The sequence below is a fragment of the uncultured Treponema sp. genome (assembly GCF_934725225.1).
GTDB lineage: Bacteria > Spirochaetota > Spirochaetia > Treponematales > Treponemataceae > Treponema_D.
Window position 1 is genome coordinate 348,715 of sequence record NZ_CAKVAM010000002.1, and the last position, 18,480, is coordinate 367,194.

At 41.2% G+C, this 18,480-nt stretch carries 14 protein-coding genes; 8 read left to right on the forward strand and 6 right to left on the reverse strand.

From position 1 onward, the window contains the following. Positions 1-91: 91 nt before the first annotated feature. Positions 92-1,579: a pallilysin-related adhesin gene (locus Q0H92_RS04455; RefSeq protein WP_296012376.1), complete on the forward strand. Its 1,488-nt coding sequence runs from the start codon at positions 92-94 to the stop codon at positions 1,577-1,579. On the opposite strand, the gene Q0H92_RS04460 is transcribed toward Q0H92_RS04455, so the two are convergent. Continuing rightward, entirely contained in the window at positions 1,576-2,229 is a 654-nt protein-coding gene (locus Q0H92_RS04460) for a hypothetical protein (protein ID WP_296012378.1), read from the reverse strand. The genes Q0H92_RS04455 and Q0H92_RS04460 overlap by 4 nt on opposite strands. A 184-nt stretch (positions 2,230-2,413) precedes the next feature. Here Q0H92_RS04460 and Q0H92_RS04465 point away from each other — a divergent pair, with 184 nt between their 5' ends. From Q0H92_RS04465 to Q0H92_RS04480, 4 genes are all read left to right on the forward strand, one after another. Continuing rightward, positions 2,414-3,733 (forward strand): hypothetical protein, encoded by a 1,320-nt coding sequence (locus tag Q0H92_RS04465; RefSeq protein WP_296012379.1) that lies wholly within the window; start codon positions 2,414-2,416, stop codon positions 3,731-3,733. Between the two features lie 226 nt (positions 3,734-3,959). Beyond that, positions 3,960-5,534 carry a hypothetical protein gene (locus Q0H92_RS04470; RefSeq protein ID WP_296012381.1) on the forward strand — a complete coding sequence of 525 codons (1,575 nt, stop codon included), beginning with the start codon at positions 3,960-3,962 and terminating at the stop codon, positions 5,532-5,534. A gap of 55 nt (positions 5,535-5,589) precedes the next feature. Beyond that, positions 5,590-6,384 (forward strand): hypothetical protein, encoded by a 795-nt coding sequence (locus Q0H92_RS04475; protein ID WP_296012382.1) that lies wholly within the window; start codon positions 5,590-5,592, stop codon positions 6,382-6,384. Positions 6,385-6,423: 39 nt separating this feature from the next. Continuing rightward, positions 6,424-8,286: a TonB-dependent receptor gene (locus Q0H92_RS04480; RefSeq protein ID WP_296012384.1), complete on the forward strand. Its 1,863-nt coding sequence runs from the start codon at positions 6,424-6,426 to the stop codon at positions 8,284-8,286. 1 nt (position 8,287) lies between these two features. On the opposite strand, the gene Q0H92_RS04485 is transcribed toward Q0H92_RS04480, so the two are convergent. The 4 genes from Q0H92_RS04485 to Q0H92_RS04500 all read right to left on the reverse strand — a co-directional run bounded on the left by Q0H92_RS04485 (position 8,288) and on the right by Q0H92_RS04500 (position 14,060). Further along, positions 8,288-9,202, reverse strand: a complete 915-nt coding sequence (locus tag Q0H92_RS04485; protein ID WP_296012387.1) for an Rpn family recombination-promoting nuclease/putative transposase — start codon at positions 9,200-9,202, stop codon at positions 8,288-8,290. Between the two features lie 181 nt (positions 9,203-9,383). Continuing rightward, complete coding sequence (locus tag Q0H92_RS04490; protein WP_296012389.1) at positions 9,384-11,966, reverse strand: ATP-dependent RNA helicase; 2,583 nt, start codon at positions 11,964-11,966, stop codon at positions 9,384-9,386. Then, complete coding sequence (locus Q0H92_RS04495) at positions 11,957-13,135, reverse strand: CapA family protein (RefSeq protein ID WP_296012391.1); 1,179 nt, start codon at positions 13,133-13,135, stop codon at positions 11,957-11,959. Before Q0H92_RS04495 ends, Q0H92_RS04490 begins: the two co-directional genes overlap by 10 nt. 82 nt (positions 13,136-13,217) lie before the next feature. Beyond that, entirely contained in the window at positions 13,218-14,060 is an 843-nt protein-coding gene (locus Q0H92_RS04500) for a DNA/RNA non-specific endonuclease (protein WP_296012393.1), read from the reverse strand. 123 nt (positions 14,061-14,183) lie between these two features. Between Q0H92_RS04500 and galT the strand changes: the two genes are divergently transcribed. From galT to Q0H92_RS04515, 3 genes are read left to right on the forward strand one after another with little or no spacing between them, the layout of a single operon-like run. Continuing rightward, positions 14,184-15,692 (forward strand): UDP-glucose--hexose-1-phosphate uridylyltransferase, encoded by a 1,509-nt coding sequence (gene galT / locus Q0H92_RS04505; RefSeq protein ID WP_296012395.1) that lies wholly within the window; start codon positions 14,184-14,186, stop codon positions 15,690-15,692. A 41-nt stretch (positions 15,693-15,733) separates the two neighbouring features. Then, positions 15,734-16,771, forward strand: a complete 1,038-nt coding sequence (gene asnA / locus Q0H92_RS04510; protein WP_296012397.1) for an aspartate--ammonia ligase — start codon at positions 15,734-15,736, stop codon at positions 16,769-16,771. Next, on the forward strand, positions 16,758-17,756 hold the full coding sequence (locus Q0H92_RS04515; protein ID WP_296012398.1) for a hypothetical protein: 999 nt from the start codon (positions 16,758-16,760) through the stop codon (positions 17,754-17,756). Before asnA ends, Q0H92_RS04515 begins: the two co-directional genes overlap by 14 nt. 12 nt (positions 17,757-17,768) lie before the next feature. Here the strand turns inward: Q0H92_RS04515 and Q0H92_RS04520 are convergent, their stop codons facing one another. Continuing rightward, positions 17,769-18,338: a manganese efflux pump MntP family protein gene (locus tag Q0H92_RS04520; RefSeq protein ID WP_296012401.1), complete on the reverse strand. Its 570-nt coding sequence runs from the start codon at positions 18,336-18,338 to the stop codon at positions 17,769-17,771. Positions 18,339-18,480 lie beyond the last annotated feature (142 nt).

Sequence of the window (18,480 nt, forward strand, 5' to 3'; positions counted from 1 at the left end):
TGGCTGTCCAGAAATCGGGCAGCCTTTTTTTTGTTTCCGCTGAAATTTGCTTTGCCTTGAAAATCATTTCCAACTCATGTATTATTTTTATATGCAGAAAAAAGTTACACTTGCTCTTTTTATTGTGATTGTTGCGGCGGTAGCTGTCGCGTTTATTGCAAAGAATTATTTCTATAAGCCAGATAAAAATAAAACTTCAGCTTCTGTCGTTGTGCCTATGTCAAGTTCCGCAGAAGAAAAAAAGAATTCAGCGTTTTCTTCAATGGAAGAGGATAACGCGCTTGTTTCCCTTATTCCGCTTAACGACAACGAAACTTTGATTGGCATTGTGAGCATGGATTTTGACGGCGACGGCTTTGATGACCAGGTGAACGTAATCAGAACAATGGACAGTCCGTATCTTGCGATTTTGGTTGGACTTTATAATCCGCAGAGAACTGCTTACGAAAGAAAAGCTGTTATTGCCACAGAAATTTCCCAGGCGCAGACATTTTCTTACACCGGCATGGACTTGACTGGCGAGCACAGGACGGCTTTGGTTTATCAGGGATTTGCAGACAACGGAGATTCCATTCTTCAGGCGTTTTTTATTTCAAACGCAGGCGGAAACTTTTCACTTACGAAGATTGCCGATTTGCGTGGCGACGGAACAATTTTTATTCAGCAGCTTGACCGCTACGATGCCTACGAACGCTCAAAGGCGAACGGCGCGAGTTTCCCAATCTGGGTTTATACTTCGGACACAGAACGGCCGGGCAGCGCAGACCAGCTTCAGATTCAGTATGAATGGAAGCATTCGGAAAACAGCTATGTAAAGACAAGAACTGTCCGAGTTGCAGGAAGCAGAATTGCGGCAAAGGAGCTTGCAAAAATTCAGGACGGAACAGTTGCTACATTCGCAAGCTTTTTGAACGGACTTTGGTATATGACCGAAGCTAACGGAAATTTACGGTACGTTTTCTTTGACTATGATTCCCGCGAGATTATTTTTTTCAAGGACGATACGGAAGAAGTTTACAAATGGGCGCACAGCAATATTCGGCGCAACGGAATTTATCTTTCAACTATAAATCAGGAAATTGAAAACCTTCAGCGCAGAATCGACATAAGCCTTAAAAGCACAGAAGAAATTCGTATAAGAATTCAAGATGATGTCCGGATGCTTATAAGTGAAAACGCAGTGTGGGACGGAAACTATAAAAAAATCGGAAAGAATATGTTTTTGAAAAATGCTTCGTCAAAGTCAAACAGCGTTTCAGAATCTTTTGAAAAAGACAGCACTTGGAAAATTCCAGACGGCTCTACTGTGAAGCTTCAGGACGGAAAATATTCAATGGAATCTGAAGGCTTTTTGGAAACCGGCATTTACACTTGCTTTGAAAACGAAGGCACTTCTTTTATTCAGTTTCGGCCTGATTCTGAAAACAACGCGCGCTTTTCTGGAGTTTACAAATTGTCTGTGGAAGAAAGCAATTCGCCGCAAAAAAAATATATCTTGCAGCCATGCAGGGCAACCGGCTACGGAATAGTTGTGCAGGAGTCGCGTCCAGTTGTCCTTATGATTCCGTCTGACAATTAATAAACAAAATTTATGTTGTCAACGAAGACCGAGCCTGAAAAACTTTTGCCTTTTATTTGGAAGGAAATGCTCCTTATGTCGTCGTTTTCGATTATGGCGGAAATCGGGTTGCCGTTTTCATCTGTTATTTCATGGAGCAGGTCGAAGTAGACATTTATATTTTCGCCTATGCCAAGAAGAATTTCCTGTGTCCTTGAAATTATATGATGAGAACCGCCTTGAGTTTCTAAAAGAATTGCAAGCGGATTTTGGCAAGTGTTGTTTATGTCCGCAATCAAGGCTTTTGCGCCCGACCAGTCTTTTTGCACAAGATTTTCTATTGAAAACGAAGCCTTTGCATTTTGCGGAATTTTTGCAAAGCTCCATTGCGCGCAGAAATCTCCTTGCGAGCTCCATTCTTCCGTAGTGTCCGTGTCTGTGGAATAGTCGTCGGTTTTTGTTTCGCCCAGCGCAAACCAAAAGTTCTCTTCTTCAAATCCGTCTATAAGCTCAAGAGTTCCTTTTGGAAGCGGATTATTTATAGGAATGACTTTTGCCGCCGTGTTTTTTTTCGCAGTTATTTCTGTGTCCGGCTTGCTTGGCGTAGAAGCGCACGACACTAAAAAAGCCGCCGTTACAAAAAGAAACATTGCCTGAATTGACTTTTTCATAATTCCTCCATAAATGATTGAATCTGATATTAACTATATATACGATTTTTTTCAAAAACTGCAAGGCTTCCGAAATAAATCCGCTGTGGCATTTGATTTTTTTGTGTTTTCTCTGTAAAATCAGTAACTAATATTATGCTACTTTGTTTATAATATTTTCTTTTTTAACTTTTGGAGGCTTTAAGTGAAAAAGGTTGTTTTGGGAATTGCCGCTGCGCTTTTTATTGGAGCGGCTGCTAGTGCGCAGGTTTTGGAAAGAGCGCAGATTAAGAACACTTTGTGGACTGGATTTGGAAACCCGTTTGACGGCGACACAATGTTCTATGGTTTTACTGATATTTTTCAGGCAAGATTTGACCAGGGTAAGTTCACGATGGACGGAATGCTCAACATGGGCGCATTGGCAAACTATGAAAACGGCGGCGATGTTGACAACTTTGAAGTTGGAACAACAAATTTGAATCCGCTTGCTCTTCACTACGGACGAAACACAAGAGGCGGCAATCACTCAAATACAAATCGTGATGGCTATAATAATGCTATTGATTCAAACAACACAATTACAGACGCTTTTTATTTGAACTTTGTTTACCATATCAACCGCAACTTTGACTTTGGAATGGGAACAAAACTCAACTGGAAAGTCGGACCTGCTCCGGGATACGGCGACTGGGTTTGGGGACCTAATGCTCACGTAAGACAGGGCGGATTCAGCACAGCCTACGATGACCGCTCAGGCTCATTTGCTCCTAGCTCAACTTCAACAGACTGCGCAGGCTACTACAAGTTCACTGTTGACAGACCGGGCACTGCTGATGTTGTAGGATTCATTCCTTATTCAAATTCCTATGCAAGAAGAGGACTTGGCGTAAGATACGTTTCAAAAGGAAAATTGAACCTTGAAGCGGGCGCAGTTCTTCCTAACGGATTCAACACAGACGATCCTGCTGTGAACTTTGGTGTAAAATTTGCTCCTGTAAACTGGATTAGCATTGGCGCTGCAATGGAAGGCGCTTTTGAAGATGCCGCAAACTTCTATGCAGGCTCAACAATCGGCGCAAAAAACTTTGTTCTTGAAGTTTATCTTGCAATGGATTCTTTGTTCACAAAAGAAAAGGATGACGAGGCTTACGGACTTGGAGGCGCAATCACATTCTCGCTTCCAAACTCAAAGCTTTCTTTGCGCCCGGAAGCCGGCTTGAACTTCTTTGAAAATGACGATTACACATTCGCTTGGTATGCTGGAGCTGCTCTTATTGTTCCTATTAACAAGGACTTCCAGTTCAATGCTTATGGTTCTCTTGCATTCGGTTCTAAAGACAAGGACTGGGACGATGACGACTGGAACGGCGGACACATCTTTACAATCCGTCCTTCTGTAAAATACAAGTTCTCTAAGAAAACAGACTTTGACCTTAACTTGAACTTGGAAAACAGAAAGGCATTCGACGGAAAAACTCGCAATGCTTGGTCTTGCGGATTCTATGTAAGCCACATTCTGTAAAGAAAGATCTTCGGGTCAATGCCCGAAGATGACAGACAGCTTGCCGATTGCAAAAATGGCAGGCTGACTGTAATACTGTCATTCCCTGGCTTGACCGGGGAATCTGTTTAAGCGCATTTATTTCTATATAAATGCAAGAGAATATGCTGTGGAATTCAGCTGAGGACCCACCACCGTAAAATCCGGACTTCTCTTAACTCTTTTTTTCGTTTAGGGGGACATCTAAATGAAGTTCATAAAGGCGTGTTCTGCCTTACTTTTAATTTCCTTTCTTTTTGCCTCGTGCATGGACAATGCAGACGATTCTGACAACAACGAAATCTCAAGCATTGATTCTCCTTCTTCAGGGGCAAACAATTCAAATCAAGATAATGCAAGGGCTTTGCTTTATGATGACGTTGCAAATACCGTGTGGTTTGCTTCAAATGAATATAGATTCGATTTTCCAGAAGATAAAGATAAAAAAATTGTTTACTTGAATTATATGCCGGACGGTGTTAATACAGAAAGATGGATTCAGCTTACCGCAGAAGAAAACGGCATAACGAAAGCGAAGATTATTTATTCTACAAATGTACGCGAAATAGGAAAAACTTCTGAAGTTTCTTTTTATAAAGAAAGCAATGGCAATGTTTATTTTAAATGCGATTTTCTTTATGCAACAAGTATGCAGATTTCCGCGGATAACAGCGCTTCATTTTTTGACTATGAAAAAGTTTCTCCATTAAAATCTGACTATCTTGCAAATTTTGATGGAAAATATAAATTGAATAAAAACAGTGGATGGGAGTTGCAGATTGGCGCAAAGCTTAGCATTTCTAAAGATGTAAGCCATTTCTGGTTTGCAAATGTTCTTGCCACAGAATACGATGAAAAAACAAAAACTTATGATTTGCTTTTGGCTCACACTTCTCAAAAAGGTGCGGCAGGCTCAACAAGTCCCGGCATAACAGGAAACGAGCCTTTTGTAACAAAGCAAGGTCTTTTCTGGAATCATTGTACCCTTACTAATATTGCGGGGGGGGTATGGAATGTTAAGTGGTCTTCTGATTGGTACGACAGCCCTGCGGAAGCTTTGGATGCTGCTCTGGATATGGATGACACATTTTATGGTCCTACGGAAACAAAGATGCACTACGTCTTTAACTTCTATTTTGGAGTGCCTGTTCAGTCAAAAGATAGTAGCTTGGAATATTGGACTGTGGAAAGAGGAGAGCGGATAGGTGCTTATAAAGAAGATTCTGATGTTGCAAAAACTTGGACCTGGGCTGAAATAAAAAGCCACATTCCTAGCTATACAATTCCAGAAGACAAAATTGAAGATTACTGGTGGTATGGTTCACCTAATTCATTTTATGTTAACAAGGATTCCTATGTTCATGAATTGAAATCTGATTCTGCCGAATTGTCTTTGGAAAGTTATGATATTTATCTTGCACTGAAAGATAAATTACCTGTAGGAAAAGAGCTTCCCACAAATGGAATTTTTATTTCTTCTAAGGATAGTGACAACCCTTTAGTTTTTGAAGGTTCTACTCTGAAGTATGGTTCCAATAGTTATATAGTCAAAGAACTTGTTCAATGGTCTTCTTCTGCAAATAATGAATGTTGGGCTTTGCTTCTTGACGATGGTATTTCTACTTATTGTGCTGCTTTTTATTGGTATACACATTATAAAGGAGAGTTACTTGCCCCTGATTATATGCATTGGTATCCACCTAAGCTTTATTCTGGGGAACTTCCAGCTTCCACAAATTTTAGAATTATGAATTCTAGAATTAAGGATTATGAAAGGCAATAATTCCTCTTACACAGTTCCATAGTGAACTGTAAAATTTAAACGCAATGGAGTTTTTATGAAAAACACAAAATTTTCTTTTAACCGCGCCTGGTTGTTTTTGACCGCGCTTTTGATGTCTGCACTTGTAGCAGTTTCCTTTGCAGGCTGTAAATCAGATGACGACGATGATGAAGAAGTTCATTACGCTCTTTACCCCGTCGAGCTTTCCGCTGCCGACCCCGTCAGCGGAGTATATTCTGGTTCTGCAGGTTATTACATTTTCCGTTCTTCAATTGCTTATGCTACAGCATGTTCAGCTGATAGTTTATCTTCTGTTGATGGCTTGAAAGAAAATACTGATTATGTAAAAGTAACAATTGATGATTATTCTAATTATCCAACTGTATCAAAGAAAGATTTGTATTTTGACTTAAAAGATTCAAACAAAGTTTATGTTGTTTACAATCTTCTCTCTGGTGCAGATTCTTCTGATGGAATTTCTGATAGTGAATTGGATAAGCATTCTGGTGTAATTCTTTTTCAGGCAAAGTATTCACCGTATGGTACTCCAGCTGTTGGTTGCTGGTATGGCGTAAAATTTCAGTTCCTTACAAAAGATGGTGAAATTCCAACTTCTGTAAATAAAGATTCTGTATTTAGTGATACAAAGATTTATATTGAAGGTGCTGCAGGAGATGCTTATAAAAACATAACAACTCTTGATGAGGCTGTTGAAAAATTTGCATTTAATAATGCGGATTGTTTTAACACAACTTACTGGACTTCTTCTTCATCTGGCGCAGACAAAACAGGACGCGCAGTTTCTTCAGTTATTGTTCCAACTAAAAATATTTTTTCTAAAGTAGAATAATTTTTTCATCTTCGGGTTAATCCCGAAGATGTCATTGGTATGAAAAATCTTATTGCTTTTCTTTTTGCTTTAGTTGTTTCTTTTTATTCATTTGCTCAGGAGCTGGAGCTTCCGGGCATTACGACAACAATTCACCGTGAAAAAAATCCGGAGCTGATTGTGCTGGATGAAGATGATTTGTCTTCTTTTTCTTCCGCAGAACAGGCTTTGGAAAGCGCGGGTTTCGCATTTAAAAAAGGAAACAATGAGCTTACTTTTCACGGCTATTGGAATTCTTCCATAAAAGTTTACATAAACAATGTTCTTGTGAACGATTCAAATACCGGCAAGTTTGATTTTTCAACTTTAGACTTCGCAACTGTAAAATCCATAAAAGTAAATCCTGCCGCGGTAAACGGTTCTGTTGCAATTTACATAACCACGGTTTCCTGCGACTTTAACAAGATTCACGCCGGCGCGGAATTAAAAAGCAAAAGCTATCTTTCTTCAGTGAACGACAGTCCTTCGGCAAGAACTGAATTTTCTGTTCCGCTTATTTTTGAAAACGGCTCGTCGCTTTTTGTGCACGAAGCCTTCAATGTTTCCCGCAAGGAAAATCACTTCGGCTACCGTTCGCTGGATGCAACTTACAAGCCGGATTTTAGCGATTCGTATTCAGGCTACAAGAAAAAATATTCAGGCTATGAGCGCACGCTTTTTAACAATTCGCTTTTTGCGGAATTTGCCACGCAGAAATTTCCGGGCGCTTCGTTTGGATTTTCAAGCTATGCAAACTATTCCGATGCCAACTGCGGAAAAACTGGCGGCGCATATTTTACAGAAGAAAATCAAAAAGACTTTTCGCTTGTTTTTGCGCTTCCTGTTTTTCTTCCGTTTGAAAACTGGAACTTAAAAGTTTTGCCGTCTTACAAATATTCAGACCTTGACTACACAAAGCACGCCCGCTTTTCTGATTTGGGAAACGAATACAAAGTAAGCAATTTTTCTTTTCAGGCGGAAAGTTCTGTCTTGGACTTTTTGGAATTTTACGCGCTTTGCTCTTATGATTTTTCCGATGAAATTTCTTCCGGCAAAGAAAATGCAACTTATTCACATTCGCTTTTTTCTGCGTTTTTTTCTCCGTCTGTGAAGTTTGAATTTTTTGGCTGGAACTTTTTGCTGTCGCTTCCGCTCGATTACTTTGAGCCTTCAAATACTTTGAGCTTGCTTTATAGTTTTTCTGCGGAACGGAACTTAAAAAATTTTGCGTTTTTCTTTAAGGCTTCAAAAAACATAACGAATCCAGTTTTTCAACAGCTTTATTATTCAGGCGATGGCGGAGTTGGAAATCCGAATTTAAAAAGCGAAAGCGCATATTCGTTTTACACAGGAATTTCTTACTCACAAAGAATCGGATTTTCTGTAAAGCCATTTTTGATTTTTTATAAAGACAAAATCGGGTGGGTGAGCGATTCAAGCGGTTCCTGGTCGCCGGACAACTGGGGTTCTTCTGTTAACTGGGGCGCGGATTTTTATTTTTCCACTAAAGAACTTTTGGGAAGCTTAGAGTTTTCCGCAAGCTATACTTTTTGCAAGGCAGTTTTGACTTCAGGCGGCATCACGGACGGAAATCAGATAATGTACACGCCTATTCATACTTTTTCTTTAACTGAAAAATATTCATTTTTTGATAACTTTGCTTGGACAACTGTTTTTTCCTATAATTCAAGAAAATACACAAGCAACAGCAATACTCTTTATGTGCCGGATTATTTTAATTTGGACACAGGAATTTCTTGGACAGGAAAAAAACTTTATGCGCAGTTTTTGTGGCAAAATGTTTTTGACTTTCAGTATGTCCATGTTGATGGCTATCCTGCGCCGGGAACATCATTCACATTGAGCGCAGGAATAAAACTGTAATCTATTTAATTTCCTTTTGAAGCTCTAAGACTTTTTCAAGCGGAATATTTGTAACCATTGAAATTTGCTCAGGCGTTCCTATATTTTCCTTAAGCATTTTTTGCGCAGTTTCAATAATTTTCTGATTTGCAATGTCATTAGCTATGCTTTGTGCAGTATCTTTGACCATGTCTCTAGCTATATCTTTTGCCATATCTTTGGCAAGCTTCTTTGCTCTTTCCTCTGCTATTTCTTTGGCTCTTTCTTCTGCTTGAATAGCCATTTCCTGTTCCCATGTCATAAACCTGTGCCTCCATTGCGCGTTTATTTTTACACGTTCGACCAGCGCGGAGAGCCTATCTGTGAAACCGGAGCTCGGCTCTTTTCCGCAGAGATATTTGAAAAACGATTTCAGCTCCTCGGATTTCATTGTATCATATTTTTTCGCATTGAAAAAGATATTTACTGTTCCGTCGTTCATCAGAAAATCCTTGTCCTCATCGGCGCGGTAGCGGAATGTGTAGACTGGAAATCCCTTTCCGAACGCGTCTCCCAGGCACAGAAAAATAACGTAGCTCTCATTAAGCACATCATAGCCTGCTCCGTGCTGCACATTGTCAACGTCCATCAGCCCTTGATAATAGCGGGCGCGTTTTGCTAGGGAAGTGCTGTGCGTTGTCTGAATCTCTATGTCGAACGAGCGGCCGTTTCCGTCCTTCACATATACGTCGAATCTTATTCCGTGCGAGATGAAATCTGTTTTAACTGATTTTTCCGCGGCAGGCTTTTCGATTCTATCAATTTTTATGTTCAAGAGAATTTCGATAAGATGCCTGCAGACTTCCGGATTGTCCTCAAGGACTTTGCAGAAGATGAAGTTGTCGGCGAGTGTGAGCCGCTCCCATTTTTGGGCCGGTGTAAGTTCATGTCTTTGCATTTTTCCTTCCTGTTTTTGTTGAAGTTTTCTATGATAACTATTTATTGCCGAAAAAATGCAAAAAGTGCGCGGTTTTGAAGAGATGTTTATGAGCAGCTGGGATTTGTTGATGTTTTATGATTGGAAAAAAAATAATCCCATGATTTTTCATGGGATTAATGGAAAATAAAATTTTCAATATTTACTTATACATTCCGTCCAAAAGTCTGTAGAGCATATTGATTTTTTCTTTTCGTGAAATATCAAGCTCTGAATCCTTTGTGTCGTCAATGAGCTTTTCAAGGGAGGCAAGGCTTTCATTGAGCGCGGTTGTAAATCCTCTTGAAACCTTGAACCAGTAAGTTCCGTTTCCGTCCGTAAACAGGCAGACAAATCCAAGTTCCTTTGAAGCGGCTTTTGCAACTGTAATGCGCATCGCAAAGTCAATGTTTTTTATTAGCTGTTCAAGTCCGCCGTCCTCAAAGATGTTTATGTTCAGCTTGCGCGGCCAGGATTTTTCATCAATCGGATTCAAGTTGAGCGTCTTTGCAATCTTCATTATGACTTCCATTTTTTCGCCGGAAAGAAGCTTGAATCCGCCCTTCATAAGAATTACGCCTTTCATGCCTGCGATGTTGTTCAGGAGGCTTTCGTTTGTTTCCTTTGAGAGTGCGCTTTTGAATTCATTCCAAGGAAGAAGCAATATTTTTTTGCCTTTGATTTTTTTGCATTCGAATGATTCTCCGCCGAACGAAACTGTGTTTTCATCCTTTTTCTTGTCTTCTTTTTTTGCGCCTTTTTTGCTTTCCGGCTTTTCTTTTTTCTTTGATTCTTTTGCGGCCTGAAGTTTTTCTGCTCTGTCCTTTTCTTTTTCCGCGCGGATTTTGTTTAGCTTTTCTTCAAGTCCTGGACTTATCTGCTCAAGGATTTTTTTTGTAAGCGGCGAAACACTCATTGCGAACATTCTGCTTGTGCGCACAATTTCTCCGGCTACAATGTAAACTGGATTCGCCTTGAACATCGAGGAGCCGGGATGAATTGAAATGTGGTCTTGCGTAAGACTTCTGTAGTTTTCTCTTCCTTCTCGCACGCATACAAACTGAATCATTCCGCAGCCAATGCAGCAAAGATAGTCTTCCAGATTTCCGTTGTTTAAAATTGGAAGCTGAAGCTTTTGCGACACGATTTCTTCAAGCTGAATTTTTATGTTCTGGATTTCCGCCATTACACGCTCGTCAAGGTAATTCTTTTTGCAGAACGCTTCCTTGTTTTTCATTTCTGAATAAGTCCTGAACATTTTTACGTAGGCAACAAAGTCTCCCTGCATGTCTCTAAATGAATGGTGTGCTTGCCGTGCGTCCATTTCTTCTCCAACAGGAAGCACAAACGGAGACTGCGCGCTTAAGAACGAAGAGGCAATCAGAACTTCTTCCATCACATTCGGATAGCGCATTATGCTTTCTACAATTATTCGGCTTATGCGAGGCTCAAGCGGGAACTGAACCATGAGTTTTCCGATGCTGGAAAGCGAGCCGTCTTTTTCAAGTGCGCCCAGCATATTCAATGTGTTTACAGCTCCAACAAGTCCTTCGTGTCCTGGTGGCGAAATAAAGTCGAACTTTTCAAATTCTGTTATTCCAAGTTCCGCCATGCGCAAAACAACTTCGCTTAAGTCTGTTCTGTAAATCTCTTCTGTTGTGTATTCCTGGCGGCTTTCAAAGTCCTTGCGTGAATAAAGCCTGTAGCAAGTTCCTTCGCAAGTGCGTCCGGCTCTTCCTCTTCTCTGGCTGCAGCTTGCGCGGCTTACTGGAGTTTCCACAAGGCTTGAAGTGAATGTCTTTGGGCTGTAGAAATTCAGCTTTGCAAGTCCTGAATCAATTACTGTTGTAATTCCGTTTATTGTAATAGAAGTTTCTGCAATGTTCGTGCTAAGGACAACTTTCTTTTTTCCGAACGGAGCATTGTCAAAGACCCGTTCCTGCTCTTCTTTTGGAAGCCTTCCGTAAAGCGGAACAATATGGATTTTGTTTCTGAACGTGGCGTTGTAAAGCCGCTGCATGCAGTCCTTGATTATTTTTTCGCCCGGAAGAAAAACAAGAATGTCGCCGGTTTCCTTGTTGTCCAGCACCCGGTCGATTGTCTTTTCTATCTTTCCAAGGATTGCTTCAACTCCGGCTTCTGTTGTTGTAGTCGGCTTGGATTCAGGCGGATCATAAACCATCGCAACAGGAAATGTCTGTGTCTCAATATTTATGATAGGGCAGTTGCCAAAGTACCTGCTGAAATTTTCCGCATTCATTGTGGCGGAGCTTACTATTACTTTAAAGTCGTGGCGCACTGCAAGAATTCTTTTTAAAAGCCCAAGCGCAAAGTCTATGTTCAGGCTGCGTTCATGCGCTTCATCCACCATGATAACGGAATACTTGCTCATGTAAGGATCCAGCTTCATTTCCTGCAAAAGAATTCCGTCTGTCATTATTTTGATTTTTGTTGTCGGGTCGGTCTTGTCTTCAAAGCGCACTTTGTAGCCTACAAGCCCCGGATATTTTGTCTTTAGCTGCTTTGCAATGAACTCGCTTACACTTAACGCCGCGATTCTTCTTGGCTGGGTTACGGCGATTGTTCCTGTCTGCGAATATCCGGCTTCGTGCAAGATAACGGGAAGCTGCGTGGTTTTTCCAGAGCCGGTCGGACTTTGCACTATTATAACCTGATTGTTTTTTAACGCCTCAAGGATTCTTTCTTTCTGCTCATAGACAGGAAGGTTTTTGTAGTTTATTGACATCTAGTTGTTCCTTTTATTTGTTCCATAAGTCTTTTTCGTTCTGAAAGATACGGTTTCCATTTTGAAGTTTCTTCCAGTGTATTTAGAAATTCATCATTCAGCTTCTTTATGACGAAGTATTTCTCATCTGTAATAAGCGTTGTAACAAGAACTGGATTCACCCAGAAGATTTTTGCACCGCCGGAATCCTTTTCAAAGGCAACCTGCGAAATATAGCCGTCCCCGGTGTATTCCCTTCTGTTTGCCGGATTTGAAAACTCGGGATTTCTTCTTTGCCCGCTGATTGTGTTTCCCATTGCGTAGAAGATAATCTTTCTAGGAACTCCATTGTAAGATATAAGCTCCCAGTCTTTTGCAACGTGCGGATGGTTTATCCAAAGAACGTCAACGCCAGAATCAATAAGTGCATGATAAAATTTTTTTTGATTTTCAGCAATGGTCAGAACGTATTCTTCTTCCGCGCAGTGAAAGCTTAAAATCAGCAGGTCGCATTCAGTCCTTTTCTGCTTTATAAGCTCAAGGAATTTTTCACGCTCTTTTTTCGCGGGCTTAAGGAAGTCAAAGTATTCGGTGTCAGTCCACTGGTTTGCAAGCTCTGTAACCGCGGCAAAAAGAATTCTCCATCCGTCTTTTTCAATCGGAATGAACTCTATTTGCTCTCCCTTGTGCTTTTTTATTCCTGCAAAATAAAGCTCCTTGTTCTGCGCGTTTAGCTCATTCTGCTTTTTTTCAAAGTACTTTCTGGTGGACTCAAGCCCGGCTTTTCCAAAGTCATTGCAGTGATTATTCACAAGGCTGAACACATTGAATCCGGCTTCTATTGCGGCGTCTGCGTAGCTTTCTTTTACACTGAACCGCGGATATGAAGAAAAGTCCTTTTTGTCGTCCACGGAAGTTTCCAAGTTCGCAAATGAAAGGTCGGCTTGCTTTACGATGTCTTCAATTTCCGTGTAAATGTCCTTGAAGTTTCCCCTTGTGTTTTCGGAATGCGCCATTATATCGCCTGCAAATGTAAGAAGAAGCTTTCCGTCTAAGAAGTTTTGAGATGTAACAAGCTCGTCTTCCTTTATTTCAAATTCATTTGCTTTAGGCTCTTCTACTTTGGAGGATTCGCATGAAGCAAGTAGCAGTCCGGCTATAAAGATTGCACTAATAAACACTCTTTTCATTGATAGAAATTATATAGTCAACCTCTGAAAATTGCAATTTTTATCGTTGTCATCAGCCTTGGATTATTAGTCATTGCTAGATTTAACTTTTTGTCATATCAGACTTGTCCATATTGCCATTGTCCGGCTTGAACGGATAATCTTGCGTAAATATATTTTCTGTCTGGCTTTCTATTTCTTCTTCAATGGAATCGTCTAGCGCGCTGAAAAAGTCTATGCCGGTTTTTGCTTCCACTTCATTTACGCATACTTTGTACGAGAGAATGTCCTGCTCGCTCTTTTCGTTGGGAATTATGAATCCTATTGACTGCCAGTTTCCGTCCTTGTCTTTTGCAAGAAGCACTTTGTAAAAATATTCGGGGACACAGACTTTGCTTTGCCCTATGGCGCTATATTCTTCCGGCTGTTTTTCAAGAACCGGGCCTGTCGCTACAATCAGAAAGTCCAGGCTTTGGGCGTATTTTCTGACTTGGGACTCAAGCTCTTTCCAGATTCCTCTGTTGAACTGCGGAACTTGAGGTGTCATGTTGCTCATCAAAAAGCTTTCGTTTTCGCTTTGTTCGCTCCAAGCCATGTCTGCCGCCGGCGCAAGGTGTCCTCTGTCATATCCGCTTGCCTTGTAGTCTGAAAGTTTCGCGCTTCCTGTTGAAATATTCTTGTCTTCTATGAATTTGTTTGTCCGCCGCGCGTTTTTTATTAGCTTTTCCTGCGTGAGAGTGTAGCTTACCCATTCAGCGTCCTTGTAGCTGTTCCTAAAGCACAGTGAAAACCCGGAATATCCGTGGATTTCGTGGTCGCCTGAGTTTTCGCCGCAACTTGAAGCGGGGCAGAGCGGAATTTCCAGTTCTGATATTTCCTGCGGAAAAACTGATGCTGCAAGCAAAACGTTAAAGGCTGCAAGGATTATTTTATGCTTAAAGTTCATACAGAAAAGCTATTTTAGTTCTAAAAGCGTGTATGTCAACTGGGCGGACATTTTGTGCAACTGATTGCGCGCCTTTGTAAATCTGTGTTTGACAGCTGGGGAAAATCATTTTAAAATTGCGGTATGAATATTTACGAATCTATTAATTCCCTTGCAGGCTATGGTCTTGCAACTGGTCTCATCAAGAAAGATGATGTTGTTTATACAAAGAACCGTTTGCTTGAGCTTTTTGCTCTTGATGGATTTGAAAACGAGCAGCAGGCGGAATTTGTGCCTTCCGTAGAGGTTTGCGAGCTTGAAAATATTCTAAAAAGCCTTTTGGACTATGCGGTGGAAAAAAAGTTCATAGAGGACAGCATTGTTTACCGCGACTTGTTCGACACAAAGATTATGTCTTGCCTTGTTGCGCGTCCTTCGGAAGTTCAGGCGGAGTTCAATTCGCTTTATAAGAAGTCCGCAAAGGAAGCGACTGACTGGTACTATAAATTCAGCCAGCACACTGACTATATCCGCCGCTACAGAGTCTGCAAGGACTTAAAATGGAAGGCAAGCACCGAATACGGCGACATCGACATTACAATCAACCTTTCAAAGCCTGAAAAAGACCCAAAAGCAATCGCAGCCGCACGCAACGCAAAGCAGGGCGGTTATCCAGCCTGTCTTTTGTGCAAGGAAAACGAAGGCTATGCAGGACGCGTAAACCATGCCGCGCGCCAGACCCACAGAATTATTCCTGTTGAGCTGAACGGAAGAATGTTCGGGCTTCAGTATTCGCCTTATGTCTATTACAACGAGCACTGCATTGTCTTTAGCTACGAGCACGAGCCGATGAAAATCTGCCCGGAAACTTTCCGCTATCTTTTTGACTTTATAAAGCTTTTTCCGCACTACATAATCGGAAGCAACGCTGACTTGCCGATTGTTGGCGGCTCGATTCTTTCGCATAACCATTTTCAGGGCGGAAACTACGAGTTCCCTATGGCGAAAGCTCCTGTTGAAGAAAAATTCACGGTCGCAGGCTTTGAGGACGTTGACTGCGGAATTGTAAAGTGGCCGATGAGCGTAATCCGCTTGGACGGAACTGATTCTGAAAAAGTCTGTCTTCTTGCCGACAAGATTCTTGAAAAGTGGCGGGCATACACAGATGAGGCTTCTTTTATTTTTGCGGAAACTGACGGTGAAAAGCACAATACAATCACGCCGATTGCCCGCATGAAAAACGGAAAGTTCGAGCTTGATTTGGTCTTGCGCAACAATATAACCACTGCCGAGCATCCGCTTGGTGTGTTCCATCCGCACGCAGAGCTTCACCACATAAAAAAGGAAAACATCGGGCTGATTGAAGTTATGGGGCTTGCGGTTCTTCCGTCAAGGCTTAAAAAGGAGCTTGCAGGCTTGGAAGATGCAATTTTGAGCGGCACTGACTTTAGCGCGGACGAAGTTCTTGGAAAGCATTACGACTGGGTAAAATCCTTTGTTCCAAAGTACAGCAGCATAACAAAAGACAACGTTGGAAAAATCCTTCAGGACGAAGTCGGAATCGTGTTTGCAAAAGTTCTTGAAGACGCCGGCGTTTACAAAAGAAATCCAGAAGGTAAAAAAGCATTTGAAAAATTTATAAAATCGTTGTAGTATGTGGAGATTCTAAAATAAGTTCATGTACGGAGACTAAAATGCCTGATTTGTATATTCCAGAAAACTACAAGCCTTTGCTTAGCGTAAAGGAAACTGAAAAAGCTATTGTTTTGCTGAAGGATTTTTTTCAGCTTGCGCTTTCCACGGAGCTTGGGCTTACAAGAGTTACAGCGCCTTTGTTTGTAAAATCAGGCACTGGAATAAACGACGACTTGAACGGAGTTGAGCGGCCTGTAAAATTCCCTGTAAAAGACATGGGGGATGCCCAGATGGAAATTGTGCATTCGCTTGCAAAATGGAAGCGTCTGAAAGTTTCCGAACTGGGGCTTGGCTGCGGATTTGGAATCTACACAGACATGAACGCTATCCGCGCGGACGAAACTTTGGACAATCTTCATTCGCTTTACGTTGACCAGTGGGACTGGGAAATGCACATCGATGAAAACGACAGAAATGTAATGTTCCTTCGCGAGTCTGTTGAGCGTATTTACAGAGTTCTTAAGCAGACTGAATTTTTTGTCTATGACAGATACGAAGAAATCACTCCGATTCTTCCGCCGAAAATTACTTTTGTGTATTCAGATGATTTGTACAGACTTTATCCAAAGATGACTCCAAAAGAGCGTGAAAACGAATTCTGCAAAAAGCACGGAGCAATTTTTGTAATAGGAATCGGCGGAAAACTTCCGGACGGCTCAATCCATGACGGACGCGCTCCAGACTATGACGACTGGATTACAGAAAGCGGCGACGGACACATAGGACTTAACGGCGACCTTTTGGTCTGGAATCCTGTTTTGAATCAGGCAATGGAACTTTCTTCCATGGGAATAAGAGTTTCCAAGGAATCTTTGGTTGCCCAGCTAAAGGAACGCGGTTGCCCGGAACGTGCGGAACTTGATTTCCATAAAAAGCTTTTGAGCGGTTCTCTTGTACAGACAATGGGCGGCGGAATCGGACAGTCGCGCTTGTGCATGTACTTTTTGCGCAAAGCCCATATCGGGGAAACTCAGGTCAGCATTTGGCCGGATTCCATGATAAATGAATGTGAGAAGCACGGAATTGCAATCCTCTAAGGCGTCACTTTCTGTCTTTTCAATAAAAAAAATATTTGAAACTCTCCCGGAATTTTCAAGGCAGGGAATTACTGAACTTTCTATTTCTGACAGGCAGTTTTCGCACGATAAAAACGGAATTCTTCGCCTTATAAGCCAGATAAAAAAGTTCTGCCCGGAACTTTTTGTTTCAATTTTGGTTTCTCCTGAAATTCTTGACAAAACGCTTGTGCAGGAATTTCAGGAAATATACTGCTCCTTGGAAATTCCTTTTGGTGGAACAGAAAAGAACGGCGCGCTTTTATTCGACAAGAAATTTTATTCGCAGAAGGCTCGGCTTTTAAATGAAGCGGGTCTTGTATTTGGCTTTAATCTGGACTGGGGAATGAAAACTGGCGACACTTTCAAAAATTTCCGCAGCCGCCTTGATTTTGCAGTTTCACTTTATCCAAACCACATTGATTTTCCGCAGCTAGAAGAAAAGCCGTACCACGAGCCAAAGCCGACTGGAATTTATTCTTCTAAAGACCTTGATTTTTCCAGAGGAATGGCGTTTGCCTGCAAGACATTTTATTCAGCGGGAAGGGCAGTTCCTTGGTTTTGCAGTGTTATAAATGCGCTTAAAATAGAAGCCTCTTCATTTTTTTCTGACTTTGAGGAATTTCAGCTTTGCAGCAACTGCTCGTTTGAAACTGGGTTTGACCCGGAACTTGCAGGACACAAGGCGATTGAAAAACTTCAGCTTTTATTTTTAAAGCAAAAGTTTGAAGAAAAAAACAAAATGCATCTTTTTGCCGCTGTAAAAGATATTGTAAGATTAAACGGAGCTTTTAGCCGGCTTGCAAGTGAAAATGAAGAAAGCGTTGTTGAAACTTCTTATAATCCGGACGACTTGCTTTCTCCTTGCGCGATGAATATTGCGGATTTCTGCGAAAATGTTACGATGGAAAGCTGTTCTGTAAAGATTTTTGAGTCGGCTGAAGGTCCTAATTACAAGATTCTTTGATGAAATCTTGAATTATAAAATTCCAAGGTGATTTAAAAGAATTTTTATTCCGATTAAGATTAAAATTATTCCGCCTGCAATCTCTGCCTTTTTTTCGTACTTGTTTCCGAATACGCTTCCGATTTTTACTCCGGCTGCGGAAAAGCAGAATGTTATTGAGCAGATAAAAAGACTTGCAAGAATTATTTCCTTCCAGCTGTCGAGCAAAAGACCGAATGTTATTCCGACTGCAAGCGCATCTATGCTTGTGGCAACCGCCATTACAAACATTGTTTTTAGCGCGAACGAATTGTCAACTTTTTCACATTCATCAGAAAAAGATTCCCGAATCATGTTTGCGCCGATTGCGACTAAAAGAAGAAATGCAATCCAATGGTCAAAGTTTTCTATATAATATTTAAATCTTGAGCCTAGAATCCAGCCTAAAAATGGCATCAAAGCCTGAAATCCGCCGAACCAGACGCCGGCAATGCACATTTCCTTGATGGAAACTTTTTTTGCAGCCAGTCCCTTGCAAATTGAAACCGCAAATGCGTCCATGCTTAATCCTACAGCCAAAATAAACAATTCCAATACAGACATGGCGGATATTATATTTACGAAAGAAAGTTGTGTAAAGGTAATTTAGTTTTTCAATGCTTTGTAAAAAAAACAAGCCCCAACACCCGCTGGAGCTTGAAAAAGGAGTTCTTATGAAGAAAGTAAGAGGTCTCTTGTCTTTCAA